Raw genomic sequence first — 13,265 nt, forward strand, 5'->3', positions numbered from 1 at the left:
AGACACGTGCTGGTTGACCTCCGATCGAGAAAACGTAAGACGGATGCTCGTGTCTGGGCTGCCCGGGCGGTAGACTGGGCCGTATGACTTACAAACTAGTACTGCTCCGTCACGGACAGAGCGCATGGAACAAAACCAATCAGTTCACCGGCTGGGTCGACGTCCCGCTGACCGAGCAGGGTGAGGCCGAGGCCAAGCGCGGCGGCGAGCTGCTCAAGGAGAAGAACGTCCTTCCGGACATCGTCTTCACCTCGCTGCTGCGTCGTGCGATCAACACCGCCAACCTCGCGCTGGATGCCGCGGATCGTCTGTGGATCCCGGTCGAGCGCAGCTGGCGTCTCAACGAGCGTCACTACGGCGCTCTGCAGGGCAAGAACAAGACCGAGATCCGTGAGGAGTACGGCGACGAGAAGTTCATGCTGTGGCGTCGTTCCTACGCGACCCCGCCGCCGGAGATCGATCCGAACGACCAGTACGCGCAGAACCACGACCCGCGCTACACCGGCGATCCGGTTCCGGAAGCCGAGTGCCTGGCCGACGTCGTCAAGCGCGTTGAGCCGTACTTCAAGTCCGATATCGAGCCGCAGCTCAAGGCCGGCAAGACCGTCCTGATCGCCGCCCACGGCAACTCGCTGCGCGCCATCGTCAAGATGCTCGACAATCTGACCGAGGAAGAGATCGCCAAGGTCAACATCCCGACCGCCATCCCGCTGCTGTACGAGCTTGACGACGACTTCAAGCCGATCAAGCCGCGCGGCGAGTACCTCGACCCGGAGGCTGCCGCCGCCGGTGCCGCCGCCGTCGCCGCCCAGGGCCAGAAGTGATCTGACCCCGCGCCGTCGGGTATTGTCGCAAGATAACAACGAAGCCTCCCGAAAGGGAGGCTTCTTGCGTTTGAGGCGGCGGGTAACTCCACTGGCCGGGCTCGGGCGGTCGTGTGGGGCTGTTGCGCCGTGATTTCTAGGCCCGTACGACATGGCCCAACAAAAAAGGGGATTCCTGCAGTCAGAAATCCCCCGGGCCGTCGTTCAGAAATCGATCAGTCGACGGCGCCGTCCTCGTCGCGGGTCGGCTCCTTGCTCGGATCGAAGCCGGAGACGATGAACACCACGCGGCGGGCGGCCGAGACGGCGTGGTCGCCGAGGCGCTCCATGAAGCGGCCGAGCAGCACCACGTCGATGAGCTGCTGCTTGGTGCCCTTCCAGTCGTCGGACAGCGTCAACTCGAAGGTCTTGTGGTGCAGTTCGTCGAGCTTGTCGTCGTTGCGGATGATGCGGTCCGCGATCTTCGCGTCGCGATCGGCCAGCATGGCGACCACGTTGTCGGCGGTTTCGTCGAGGAAGTCCTGCATCTGCGTGAAGATCTCCTTCGCCTCATCCGGCAGCGGGGACTCCGGGTATGCGCGACGGGCGGACTCGGCGATGTGACGGGCCAGATCGCCCATGCGTTCGAAGGTCGCGGCCAAGCGCAGCGTGGAAACGACCACGCGCAGGTCGGTGGCGACCGGGGTCTGCTTGGCGAGCAGTTTCACGCACTGGTCGATGACGCTGGATTCAAGAGCGTCGATCTCGATGTCGCCGTCGATCACGGCCTGCGCGGCCTCGACGTCGGTTTCCAGCAGTGCCTTGCCGGCGCTGTTGATCGCCTTGCGGACATCCTTGGCCATGCGGTCGAGATCGTCGGCGACTGCCTTCATCTCTTCGTTAAAAATAACGCGCATTGCTGTGCCTTTCTTTCAAACTTTCTGCAACGGTACCAGTGTATTCTTCGTGCTTTGCGTTTCTCAACAACGTAGCCAAAAGCCATGTGTCGTTTAGGTACTGTTCACGCGAACGTTCACCGTACATTCATGTGCCCGGCATGTCGTTAGCCCTCACAGTCTCGATATGGGAGAATGGAATACATGCCCGAATTCCTGCAGACCATCATCGTGTTCGTCCCGTTCTCCATCATGGGGCTGGCGTTGGTGACGCTGGTGTTCTTCTGGATCTACGATCACGTCCGTCCGCTGTTCGACAACCGTTTCGTGCGTGACCTTCCTGACGGCAAGTCCGACGGCAAGTCCGACGAGGAGTCCGATGCGCCGGCCACGGCGCGCGGGCGGAAGGACGGCGACATGTCCGTGGCGGACCGTCTGCGCGCATGGTGGCGCGATCTGCGACGTGGCCGTCAGCAGGGCGACGCGCAGACGGAGGACCTGGACGAGACGACGGCGGCGTTGCTGGCGATGCTGCCGGACGCCACGGTCGTCGTGAACCGTCAGGACGAGGTGATCCGCGCGAATCCGGACGCGTATACGCTCGGCGTGGTCGGCGACGAGACGATCATCAGCGACGAGGTGCGGCAGGCCGTGCGGGCGGTGCGTGAGACGGGCGGATGCAAGCGGTTCGACCTGACGACGCACACGTCGCAGCGCACGATCGCCGCCACCGACATCGGCGCGTTGGCCGACGGCGACGATGACGGCGGCTCGCTTCCCGCGGTGGCCGTGCAGGGCGTGGACCGGCCGAACTGGCTGAAGATCACGGTCGGCAAGGTCGGCGATTTCGTCGTGGTGCTCATCAATGACGTGAGCGATTCGATCCGTTTCGCCGAAGTGCGCGACTCCTTCATCACCAACGTGTCCGAGCAGTTGCTCAAGCCGTCCCGTGCTCTGGAACAGCTTGCGGATTCGCTGGCGAACGATGCGCTCGACGCCGAACAGGTGTCATGGCATGCGCATCAGGTGCGTTCCTCGTGCGAACGGCTCAACCATATGGTGTCCGATCTGATGCTGCTCATCAAGGCGCAGGAGCCGATCACGCCGTCCTCGGCGAACCGCCTGGTCGTCATGGAACAGGTGCGCCTGGCCTGCGAGCGGCTGCGCGCGCAAAGCGAACGTTTCGGCGTGTCCGTCAACATCACCGGAGACGAGACGCTGACCGTGAACGGCGATGCCGAACAGGTCGACGCGGCCGTGGCGAAGCTGGTGCAGAACGCGTTGGTGTATTCGCCCGCCGGCGGCGTGGTGAACGTGGCCGTCACGAGATCCGACGACGGCGCGTATGCGGTGATCCGCGTGGTCGATCAGGGCGTCGGCATAGCCAAGGGCGAGCAATCGCGCATTTTCGAACGGTTCTACCGCGGTGGTAACCAGACGGCCCGCTCGCGCAACGGCATCGGACTGGGATTGTCGATCGTCAAGCATGTGGCGCTGACGCATCACGGCAACGTGGCGGTGTGGAGTGTGCCCGGCAGCGGCAGCACGTTCACGCTGTCCCTGCCGCTGGCACGGTGACGGGCGGCTATTCGCCCAGACGGCGGTAGTCCCAGCGGTCGAAATGCTCCCAGATGAGCATCATCACGCCGATGACCGTGCCGGCGGCGCATACGATCAGCACGCGCAGCACCGGCAGGCCGAGGAACAGCAGGATGGAGCTGACGATCAGCGCCACGCACCATATCGCGGTGCCGATCAGGAACGTCTTGCGCAGGTCGACGCGCACCGGCTTGGGTGCGGGACGGCAGGCGTCCGGATTGACGATCGGGGCGAGTTTCATACGGTGCACCTTACTCCGGGGATGATACGGGGTCAGTCGCCGAGTCGTTCGACGACGTAGTCGACGCACTGCGTGAGCGCAGTCACGTCGGATGGCTCGACGGACGGGAACACGCCGATGCGCAGCTGGTTGCGGCCCAGTTTACGGTATCCGGACGTGTCCACGATGCCGTTGTCGCGCAGCGCGGACACGACGCGGTTCGCGTCGATCGCGTCGTCGAGGTCGATCGTCACCACGGAGTGCGAGCGCGCACCGGGATCGGTCACGAACGGATTTGCGTATGCGGAGCGTTCTGCCCAGTCGTACAGGATCGACGCGGACCGCGCGCAGCGGGCGCTCGCCCAGTCCAGACCGCCGTTGTCATTGAGCCAGCGAACCTGATTCTCCAGCATGATCAGCGTGGCCACCGCCGGGGTGTTCAGCGTCTGGTCCTTGCGTGAATTGGCGACCGCCGAGGTCAGCGACAGGAACGGCGGCACCCAGCGGCGTGCGCCGTCGAGTTTCGCGCCCTGCTCGACGCTCGCGGCGCGTTCGATGGCGGCCGGGGACAACACGGCGACCCACAGGCCTCCGTCCGAGCCGAACGCCTTCTGCGGCGAGAAGTAGTAGGCGTCGGTCTGGGAGACATCCACAGGCAGCGCGCCGGCCGCCGACGTGCCGTCGACCAGCGTGAGAGCGCCCTGCCCGAGACTGCCGGCGACGCGGCGCACGGGTGCGGCCACGCCGGTCGACGTCTCGTTGTGCGCCCAGCAGTAGGCATCCACGCCGTCGACGTACTCGGGCAGGCGATAGGTACCGGGATCGCCTTCGAATATCACGGGCGATTCCAGGAAGGGGGCGCTGGCCGCCGAAGCGGCGAATTTCGCGCTGAACGAACCGTAGGTGCCGAATGCGGCGCGACGGGCGATCAGCGACGCGCACGCCATATCCCAGAATGCGCTGGCGCCGCCGTTGCCAAGCGCGATCTCGTAGCCTTCAGGCAGACGGAAGAACGATGCCAGCCCCTCGCGGATCGACGCGACCACCTGTCTGACGGGCGTCTGACGGTGCGAGGTGCCCAGCAGCGTCGTCGCGCCGGCGGCGAGGGCGTCGACCTGCTCGCCGCGGATCTTGCTGGGGCCCGAGCCGAAGCGTCCGTCCTCGGGCAGCATGGATTGGGGAATGGCAATCGTGTTGGACATGGCCACCAGACTAGCCGCCTTCGCGGCCGGCCGGGCGGACGGTCCGTTTGGCGGAACCTGAAGAGGTCGGCGGATGATCGCCGGTTCGCGCAATGACCGAGCCATGATGTAAAGTTCATGGCTGTGACGGAAGCGTGATGTTGTTCACCTATGATCCGTTGTGATTGATAATTCGGTGAGACATCGGCAAATCCCGGCAAGGAGCGATACGAATATGAGGCATGGAGCGCACAAGACGCACAAGGCGGCGCCGCAGTACCTGCAGTTGGCCCAGTCGCTGTTCGCATCCAGCCGAGGCTCCCATTCCACGCGCAATGTCCGGGCCGTGCAGCTCGCCAACGGCGGTGCGGTGCTGGGCCTTGATCAGGCCGTCGCGGACAAGCTCAACGAAATCGCGCCGCAGACCCGTCGTTCCATTCGTGAGGCGGCCCGCGCGGCGGAGCGCCACTCGACGTTCATGGCTTCCGCGTCGTTGGCCGCGTTGGTCGGCACGGCCGCCGGCGCCATCGCGATCGCCAATCCGAACGCGCTCGAACTGGCCGACGACGATCCGGCGACCACGACCACGCAGTTCAAACCGGTCACCGTCGGCGATACCACCGCATCGGCGTCCCGTTCGCAAAGCCGTACGCCGCTGAGCGAAATCGCGTCCTCGACCACCGTGTCCGAGGACGGTTCGTCCCAGCAGACGGCGAACGAGGGTGACTGGCAGCTGAACGACGATTCCGCGTCGATGGACGTCAACAGCATGTCGCGTTCCGTGGCGAACAATCCCGTCGTCGCATCGCTGATGGATATCGACTATGATCAGCTGCCCTCCGGCTTTGATCCGAATCACGCCACCGGCGAAAACGGCGGCAACGCCTATCCGGACGGCCAGTGCACCTGGTACGCCTACAACCGCCGCACCGAGCTCGGTCTGCCGGTCGGTTCGTATTTCGGCAACGGCGGCGACTGGGCCGATTCCGCACGCACGTTCGGCTACTGGGTCGATTCGACGGCCCGTCACGTCGGCGACATCGTCGTGTTCCGTGCCGGACAGCTCAACGCCGATCCCAACTATGGCCATGTGGCGATCGTGGAGAAGATCAACGCGGACGGTTCGATCGAGATCTCCGAATCTAACGCGAAGGGCCTTGGCGTGATCTCGACGCGCACGATCAGCGCGTCCGATGCGGCCCAGCTGCAGTTCATCCACTACTGAGCCGATTACTGAGCCGGCTGTAGGCTGCCGCCACCGGGCGTTCGTCGCTGACGGCGAATTGTGCTTCATGTCCGATCATCGGACTTCTACGGCGTGTCGCCATAGATAACAGTGGTATCGTCTTTGTTTCGTCGTATCTTCGGAACCGGCACATGGTAGTGTCTGGGAACTATGAGCTTGAATAAGACGATCGCCTCCATGCTTGCAACCGCCGTTTCGGCCGTTGCCGTCCTCTCCTTCGCCGCGCCTTCCGCATACGCCAACATCAACGGCGAGATCACCGGTACCGCCGTCACGTCCTCGCGTTCGTTCCCGTCGTACACCGTCGTACGTCAGGACCTGACCGTCGAGGCCACGTCCACCGATGCCGAGGACGGTGCCGATTGGGGCAGCACCGAGTCGTTGGATGTGCCGCATACCAAGTCCCAGGCGCAGAAGGACCAGGAAGAGGCCGAAGCCCGGGCCAAGGCCGCCGCCGAGGAAGCCGCCCAGGCCCAAGCCCAGGCGCAGGCCGAAGCCGAGCAGCAGGCGCAGGCGGCCAGCCGCAGTGCGGAGCGTACTTCGCAATCGTCCACGACCACCACGCCGACCACGTCCGGCACCACGGAAGTGTCCGGCAACGCAGGAAGCGCGATCGCCGCGGCCTATGCCCTGATCGGCCAGTCCATGGACTGCACCGCGCTGGTGAGCGCCGCACTGGCCGCCGGCGGCATCAATTTCCACGGCTGGCCGGAGGAATACGCGCAGCTTGGCAAGCAGGTCACCGACCCGCAGCCTGGTGACATCCTGATCTACCGTTACACCGGCGGCTGGAACGGCGGCGTCCACTGGGATCACGTCGCGCTGTACGTCGGCAACGGACAGGCGATCCACGGTGGCTGGAACGGCTCGACCGTCGCCCTGGCCGGCATGATGGAGCCCGATCTCATCATCCGCGTGTTCTGACGGGTTCGTTTCCGGATCCGTTTCGATCGCGCTCATGCCTCACGGGTTCCCGCAATCGGGGACCCGTTTTTCGTCGTTTTCGTTATTCTCGCCATTTTTCGCGTGATGCGCCGTGTTCGCTTGTCGGGTGTTTTTCGAATGATCCGTATCACTTGGGCATGATCCGTAGTATGGTCGGGCAGTAATGAAAAGCACACGTACCGTATCAATGTTGGCCGCTGTCGCGGCCGTTGCCTGCATGACGACCTTTGCGGTCGTCCCGGCCGCCCAAGCGGCCGATCAGGCGGGGACCGTCACGTCCTCGCGCTCGTTCCCGTCGTACTCGGTCGCTCGTAAGGACCTGACCGTCGAAGCCACGTCCACGTCGGCCGAAGCCGACTCGAACTGGGGTTCCACCGAAAACCTCAACGTTCCTCATACCCAGTCCCAGGCCGAGAAGGACGCGGCCGCCGCCGAAAAGGCCGCTCAGGAACAGGCCGCCCGCGAGCAGGCCGAAGCCGCCGCCGCGGCGAGCCGTTCCGCCGAACGCCAGACGTTGAGCCAATCCTCCGACTCTGATTCCTCCGCATCCTCTGATTCGACGTCTTCCGGCACGACCATCAGCGCGCCCGCGGCCAACGCCAGCGCCGATGCGCTCGTCGCCTACGCCACCCAGTTCGTGGGCTACCCCTATGTCTCCGGCGGCAATACGCCGAACGGCTGGGACTGCTCCGGCTTCGTCCAGTATGTCTTCGCGCAGTTCGGCATCAGCCTGCCCCGCACGTCCGGTGAGCAGGCAACGGTCGGCACCGCGGTGGCCAGCATCGCGGACGCCAAGCCCGGCGACATTCTCGCCAACGGCACCCATGCCGCCATCTACATCGGCAACGGCCTGGTCATCAATGCGATGAACCCGGTGCAGGGCACGCAGATCTGCGGTCTGAGCGTGTTCTACAGCAGCTACTCCATCCGTCGCGTTCTCTGACGGCGGGTTCTTGGCCGACAGGCCGGTACGGTGCCATGGCCGACGGGCGATAGAGCTTTCGACAATGCCATGAAACGACACGGCGTCGATACCGATACGGTATCGACGCCGTCGTCGTATACGGGCGCCTCTCGAGAAGGTGACGCGCGTTTTTTCCGCGTGGGAAAACACGCCATTCACGACCGAAACGGGTATTGTAAGTAAATGAACGGCGCATGGTCGCGCCGAGCACCGTAAGGAGGTCGTCATGATCAACGACAAGGCCATTCTCGTAGGCGTCGACGGTTCGCACGCCAGCTACAAGGCCACATGGTGGGCCGCGAACTATGCCAAGCATGCCGGACTCACGCTGCAGATCGTCTGCGCATACTCCCTGCCCAGCTACGCGGCGGTATCGTTCGACGCCACGTACACCGCGATGGGCGACGACAACGCCGCGCATTCCGATGCGCAGGAGATCCTGTCCAAGGCCAAGGCCATCGCCGACGAGCAGGGCGTGGAGGCCGCCACGCTGATCGTCACCGGTGACCCGGCTTCCGTGTTCGTCGAACTGTCGCGCAACTACAATCTGATCGTCATCGGCAACCGCGGCAAGGGCGGTCTGGCCGAGCGGCTCCTCGGCACCACGTCGTCGTCGTTGCCGGCGTACGCGTACTGCCCGATCGTCGTCGTGCCGTACACCGACGACGACGGCAACCTCATGCACCTGAACAACACGATCACCAAGGTTGCGGTCGGCTCCGACGAATCCAAGTGGGGCCTGAAGGCGCTCGAGATCGCCGCCGCGTTCGCCGACACCTGGGGCGCCGAACTCGACGTGATCTCCGCGGTGCCGAAGATTCAGGGCATCGACGGTGAGGAAGGCGTGATCGAATCCTACAAGGAGGATCTCGACGTGCGCCTGAAGCCGATCGTGGAAGCGCATCCGGGGCTCAAGGTCAACAAGCAGGTCGTGCCCGGCTCGGCCGTGAACGCGCTGACCAAGGCCAGCTGGAACCATGACGTCGTCGTCGTGGGCTCGCGCGGTCGCGGCGGATTCACCGGCCTGCTGCTCGGCTCGACCAGTCAGGGTCTGCTTCAGCATGCCGTGACGCCGGTGTATGTGGTGCCGCGCAAGTACGTCGAGGCCGCCGAAAGCCGTCTCGACACGGTGCCGAGCTCGCCGGCCGAGGTGCCGACGAAGTCGCTGGACGAGATCAGCGGCGTCGAGGAGATCGCGGTGCCGACCGCCGAACCGGAGGTCGCGGCCAAGATCGACGCGAAGATCGACCCGGATCGGCAGTAGCGCGGTTCGGCCGTGGTCTGCTGAGGTTCGGTAGAGCGAATAGACGATTGCCCGGATGTGTTGCGCTGGTATTGTCTCAGCGCAACACATCCGGGCAATTTCGATTAATTTCTGAACATATATTGCGCCAAGTCTCTGTTGGTTGGTGCAATGTCTCTGTTGGTGCAACTATTCCGGGAAATCTGGGTTGATCGCCGGAAATGGTTGCGTTGGGCATCTGTGAATGCAACTATTTCGGGAAATTTTAATTGGTTTCCGGGATTTGTTGCGCTGGGATAGCGTCAGTGCAACAAATCCCGGAACCGCGGCCGAATCTAACGGCGCACCGTCACGTTCATGCGCACGGGGGTCTCCTGCACATAGGTGTGCTTGACCGTGCAGCCCTTGTCGATGTGACGCGTGACGCGCTCCTTGAGCTTCTCGGCGTCCTCGTCGGACAGGTTCGCGTCCGTCGCGTCCACGACCACCTGCTCATCGAACGACGTAAACGCGTCGCCTTCCGGATCATACTGGCCGTCGACCACGATGCGCGCGCCCTTGCCTTCGCCGAGCGTGTGCTCGATCGCGAACTGGCTCGACAGCGCCGCGCATCCGGCCAGCGCGATCTTCACCAGGTCGCCGGGCGTGAACACGCCCTTGCCCTTGCCGAACTTGATGTGCGCGCCGTCATCGCTGAACGCGTCCCACGAACCGTCCTTGTTGCGCTCGACCCACAGTCGCTTGCCCATAATTCCTCCTTGGAATCCATGCCGTCCGCGCGTCGCGCCGATCGCGTCGCGTCGTCATCATCCAATCTAGCCCACCCGCGCCGTGCCCCGGTCCGCCATGCGCATAATATGGCCGAATCAGCGCTCCCGGTGCCGAGCCCCGCCTCCTTGTCGGTGCGTTTCCTGGGAAAGCCTCACAACACGGCCTGTTTGCGAGACTTTCCCCGGAAGGGCGGATGGCTTCTCCGGGCGATCTCTCCCGAAAGCCGCCGCTAGCGAGACAATCCTAGGAAAGTACCTCATAGCGGAGGGAGGGGAGAACGATGGCTCGCGCCGATATCCTGCCGCGCACGCTATGCTGGATGGCATGGCTTTGACACCCGAACAGCTCGCGGACATCCGCGCCCGCATCCCGGCCCGTCCGGACACCGACATCCCCATGCCGTACGAGGACCTCGTACGCCGGATCCTGACCGAAGGCACGCTGAAATCCGACCGTACCGGCACAGGCACGATCTCGCTGTTCGGTCAGCAGATCCGCTTCGACCTTTCCCGGTACTTCCCGTTGCTGACCACCAAAACCGTGTTTTTCAAGGGGCTCGCGTACGAACTGTTGTGGTTCCTCAAAGGCTCCAGCAACGTGCGTTGGCTGCAGGAACACAACGTGCACATCTGGGACGAGTGGGCCGACGAGAACGGTGACCTCGGCCCGGTCTACGGCGTTCAGTGGCGCAGCTGGCCCGCGCCGACGCCGGACGATCCGAACCGCACCATCGACCAGATCTCCAACGTGCTCGACCTCATCGAGCACCATCCCGATTCGCGCCGCATGATCGTCACCGCGTGGAACCCGGCCGAGGTCGACCGTATGGCCTTGCCGCCGTGCCACGCGCTGTTCCAGTTCTGCGTCGCGGACGGCAAGCTGAGCTGCCAGCTGTACCAGCGCTCGTGCGACATGTTCCTCGGCGTGCCGTTCAACATCGCGTCGTACTCGCTGCTCACGCTCATGATGGCGCAGCAGGCTGGGCTTGAACCCGGCGAGTTCGTGTGGACCGGCGGCGACTGCCACGTCTACGACAACCACATCGATCAGGTGCTCGAACAGCTGGGCCGCGACCCGTATCCGTATCCGCAGATCAGGATCCGCAAGGCCGATTCGCTGTTCGACTACGATTACGAGGATTTCGAGATCGTCGGCTACCAGCATCATCCGACGATCAAGGCGCCCGTCGCCGTGTGACCGTACACTTGTCCCCAGTCCTAACCCAAGGAGTGAGTGAAATGGAGCATGACAGTAGCCGCAGTGGCTATCACGAACCCGAGCCCGGAATCGCCGGGCTTGAGAGCGAGGAGGATTGGGGTGACGATTTCCCCAAGACCTTCTCGGTGAACCTGATCTGGGCCGAAGCGCACGACAAGGAAGGTCGCGACGGCGCCATCGGTTTCCAGGGCGGCATGCCGTGGCATCTTGCCGAGGATATGAAGCATTTCAAGGAGCTGACCGTCTCGCATCCGGTGATCATGGGCCGCAAGACCTGGGAGTCGCTGGACCCGAAGTACCGTCCGCTGCCGAACCGCGACAACATCGTCGTCTCGCACGACGCGCAGTATCGCGCGCTCGGCGCCACCGTCGCGGAAAGCCTCGACGACGCGATGGACTATGCGCGTCAGGAGGCGATCCCGGACGACGGCATGGACCGCAGCGAGATCTGGGTGATCGGCGGCGCGCAGCTGTTCCGCGAAGCGCTGCCGCTGGCGTCGAAGGCGTACGTGACGCTGCTCAAGGCGTCCGTCGACGCCGACGCGTACGCGCCCAACGTGCACGACCTGGTCGACCTCGGCCTGTGGCGTGTCGCAGACGAAAGCCGTTGGATGAAGCCCGCCAAGCCGGAAAACGGCATCGAGGCGTACCGTTTCGTCACCTACGAGAAGACCCGCTGACCGCGGGACCGAACCTGACCGCAATCGCGACCATCGCGCCGTTACGAAAGCAGTAGTACCGATGACCACCAACCACCCGTACACCGTGATGACCGTCTGCACCGGCAACATCTGCCGGTCCCCGATGGCCGAGATCATCCTGCGCGCCGAGTTCGAGTCGCGCGGCCTCGCCGATCGCGTGCGCGTGATGTCCAGCGGCGTGTCCGACGAGGAATACGGCAACCCGATCGACCGCCGCGCCGTGCGCGTGCTGCGCGCCGACGGCTACGAAATCCCCGCGCACCACTTCGCGCACCGCATCACCCGCGAGGAGATCAACGAAAGCGATCTGTTCCTGCCGATGACCGCGTCGCACATGCGTGCCCTGCTGCGCCAGTTGCCGGCCGAAAAGCGCCCGGAAGTGCACATGTACCGCAGCTTCGATCCGAACCTGCCCAAGCCGGCGGCCGGACGCGAGGACGAGATCGATCTCGTCGACCCGTGGTACGGCGGTTCGCACGAGTTCCAGGTCGCGATCGACCAGATCAAGGAAGTCGCGCCGTACATCGTCGACTGGGTCGAAGCGCGGCTGTAGTCGCGGCTGTCCAAGGAACGGCCGAACGCACGATCCAAGGCTCCCCGTCGGATTTCCCGGCGGGGAGCCTTGACATATGCCGGCACATCACCGTATCGTGTGATCTGTCAAGCACGGGAGTTCGCATGGCGAACTGAGAGGGGCGATACCCGACCGTCGAACGTGATCCGGTTCATGCCGGCGAACGAAGTCCTTGAATGATCTTGTCTGGGCTTGCGCGGTTCGCCCGCTTCGTCACGATGCTCCCGCTTGAAGGACTGTAGACAGTACAGAAAGCGAGAGAGCAATGTCCACTGATTCCAAGACCCCGGTGCGTTCGCTGCGCTGGAGCGTCGCCGATATCACCGTCGCCGCCGTCATCGCGGTCGCCTCCGGCGTGATCTTCTGGGGCGCCGGCATCGTCACCCAGCCGCTCGAGGCCGTGTTCACCTTCCTGCCGGGTTCCGATGCGTTGCTGTGGGGCCTGTACTATTTCGCCGGCCCGCTGGCCGCCATCATCGTGCGCAAGCCGGGCGCCGCGCTGTTCGCCGAAGTGATCGCCGCGCTCGTCGAAGCGCTGCTCGGCAGCCACTGGGGCGGTCTCGGCACCCTCATCCCGGGTCTCGTGCAGGGTCTGGCCGCCGAAGTGATCTTCCTGATCTTCGCCTACAAGGCGTGGAACATCGCCGTCACCATCCTGTCGGGCGCCGCCGCCGGTTTCGCCGGCATGGCCGTGTCGTGGGTCATGTACTACCAGGGCTATGACGCGCTGTTCATCATCGTCGCGTTCGTGTGCAGCACGCTGTCCGGCGTGATCTTCGCCGGTGCGATCGCGTGGGCGCTGTACAAGGCGCTCGCCAAGACCGGTGCGCTCGACCGCGTGGCCGGTGGTCGCGACGCCGCCGCGCTCGTGTGAGCACGGTGTTGACGACTGTCTGATCGAATG

14 protein-coding genes and 1 riboswitch are annotated in these 13,265 nt (G+C 64.2%); of the genes, 10 read left to right on the plus strand and 4 right to left on the minus strand.

The window, feature by feature from the left end; translation table 11 throughout:
- Positions 1 to 83 precede the first annotated feature (83 nt).
- Positions 84 to 824, plus strand: a complete 741-nt coding sequence (locus GFD25_RS06760) for a phosphoglyceromutase (protein ID WP_163231217.1) — start codon at positions 84 to 86, stop codon at positions 822 to 824.
- A 215-nt stretch (positions 825 to 1,039) separates the two neighbouring features.
- Here GFD25_RS06760 and phoU read toward each other — a convergent pair whose 3' ends face one another.
- Positions 1,040 to 1,720, minus strand: coding sequence for a phosphate signaling complex protein PhoU (phoU, locus tag GFD25_RS06765; RefSeq protein WP_163231220.1), 681 nt, complete (start codon positions 1,718 to 1,720; stop codon positions 1,040 to 1,042).
- Between the two features lie 183 nt (positions 1,721 to 1,903).
- On the opposite strand from phoU, the gene GFD25_RS06770 reads away from it, so the two are divergent.
- Positions 1,904 to 3,277 carry a sensor histidine kinase gene (locus tag GFD25_RS06770; protein WP_239512454.1) on the plus strand — a complete coding sequence of 458 codons (1,374 nt, stop codon included), beginning with the start codon at positions 1,904 to 1,906 and terminating at the stop codon, positions 3,275 to 3,277.
- 7 nt (positions 3,278 to 3,284) lie between these two features.
- Here the strand turns inward: GFD25_RS06770 and GFD25_RS06775 are convergent, their stop codons facing one another.
- A complete protein-coding gene (locus GFD25_RS06775; protein WP_163231222.1) occupies positions 3,285 to 3,539 on the minus strand; it encodes a hypothetical protein in 255 nt (84 codons plus the stop codon).
- Positions 3,540 to 3,571: 32 nt separating this feature from the next.
- On the minus strand, positions 3,572 to 4,720 hold the full coding sequence (serC, locus tag GFD25_RS06780; RefSeq protein ID WP_163231224.1) for a phosphoserine transaminase: 1,149 nt from the start codon (positions 4,718 to 4,720) through the stop codon (positions 3,572 to 3,574).
- A 214-nt stretch (positions 4,721 to 4,934) separates the two neighbouring features.
- Between serC and GFD25_RS06785 the strand changes: the two genes are divergently transcribed.
- From GFD25_RS06785 to GFD25_RS06800, 4 genes are all read left to right on the plus strand, one after another.
- A complete protein-coding gene (locus tag GFD25_RS06785; protein WP_163231226.1) occupies positions 4,935 to 5,924 on the plus strand; it encodes a CHAP domain-containing protein in 990 nt (329 codons plus the stop codon).
- 198 nt (positions 5,925 to 6,122) lie between these two features.
- Positions 6,123 to 6,869 carry an NlpC/P60 family protein gene (locus tag GFD25_RS06790; RefSeq protein ID WP_239512455.1) on the plus strand — a complete coding sequence of 249 codons (747 nt, stop codon included), beginning with the start codon at positions 6,123 to 6,125 and terminating at the stop codon, positions 6,867 to 6,869.
- Positions 6,870 to 7,107: 238 nt separating this feature from the next.
- Complete coding sequence (locus GFD25_RS06795) at positions 7,108 to 7,833, plus strand: C40 family peptidase (RefSeq protein ID WP_239512456.1); 726 nt, start codon at positions 7,108 to 7,110, stop codon at positions 7,831 to 7,833.
- 247 nt (positions 7,834 to 8,080) lie between these two features.
- Positions 8,081 to 9,118 (plus strand): universal stress protein, encoded by a 1,038-nt coding sequence (locus tag GFD25_RS06800; RefSeq protein WP_163231232.1) that lies wholly within the window; start codon positions 8,081 to 8,083, stop codon positions 9,116 to 9,118.
- 314 nt (positions 9,119 to 9,432) lie between these two features.
- On the opposite strand, the gene GFD25_RS06805 is transcribed toward GFD25_RS06800, so the two are convergent.
- On the minus strand, positions 9,433 to 9,846 hold the full coding sequence (locus GFD25_RS06805; RefSeq protein WP_163231234.1) for an OsmC family protein: 414 nt from the start codon (positions 9,844 to 9,846) through the stop codon (positions 9,433 to 9,435).
- A gap of 418 nt (positions 9,847 to 10,264) precedes the next feature.
- On the opposite strand from GFD25_RS06805, the gene GFD25_RS06810 reads away from it, so the two are divergent.
- From GFD25_RS06810 to GFD25_RS06825, 4 genes are all read left to right on the plus strand, one after another.
- The gene (locus tag GFD25_RS06810) at positions 10,265 to 11,065 is read left to right on the plus strand and encodes a thymidylate synthase (protein ID WP_204314813.1); all 801 of its coding nucleotides are present in this window, start codon (positions 10,265 to 10,267) and stop codon (positions 11,063 to 11,065) included.
- Positions 11,066 to 11,106: 41 nt separating this feature from the next.
- Positions 11,107 to 11,766: a dihydrofolate reductase gene (locus GFD25_RS06815; protein WP_163231238.1), complete on the plus strand. Its 660-nt coding sequence runs from the start codon at positions 11,107 to 11,109 to the stop codon at positions 11,764 to 11,766.
- Positions 11,767 to 11,827: 61 nt separating this feature from the next.
- Positions 11,828 to 12,340 carry a low molecular weight protein-tyrosine-phosphatase gene (locus GFD25_RS06820; protein ID WP_163231240.1) on the plus strand — a complete coding sequence of 171 codons (513 nt, stop codon included), beginning with the start codon at positions 11,828 to 11,830 and terminating at the stop codon, positions 12,338 to 12,340.
- A 103-nt stretch (positions 12,341 to 12,443) separates the two neighbouring features.
- Positions 12,444 to 12,548: riboswitch (TPP riboswitch) on the plus strand.
- 78 nt (positions 12,549 to 12,626) lie between these two features.
- Positions 12,627 to 13,235 carry an ECF transporter S component gene (locus GFD25_RS06825; protein WP_163231242.1) on the plus strand — a complete coding sequence of 203 codons (609 nt, stop codon included), beginning with the start codon at positions 12,627 to 12,629 and terminating at the stop codon, positions 13,233 to 13,235.
- Positions 13,236 to 13,265 lie beyond the last annotated feature (30 nt).

Origin of the sequence: Bifidobacterium aerophilum (assembly GCF_010667685.1) — a bacterium.
GTDB classification, from domain to species: Bacteria; Actinomycetota; Actinomycetes; order Actinomycetales; family Bifidobacteriaceae; genus Bifidobacterium; species Bifidobacterium aerophilum.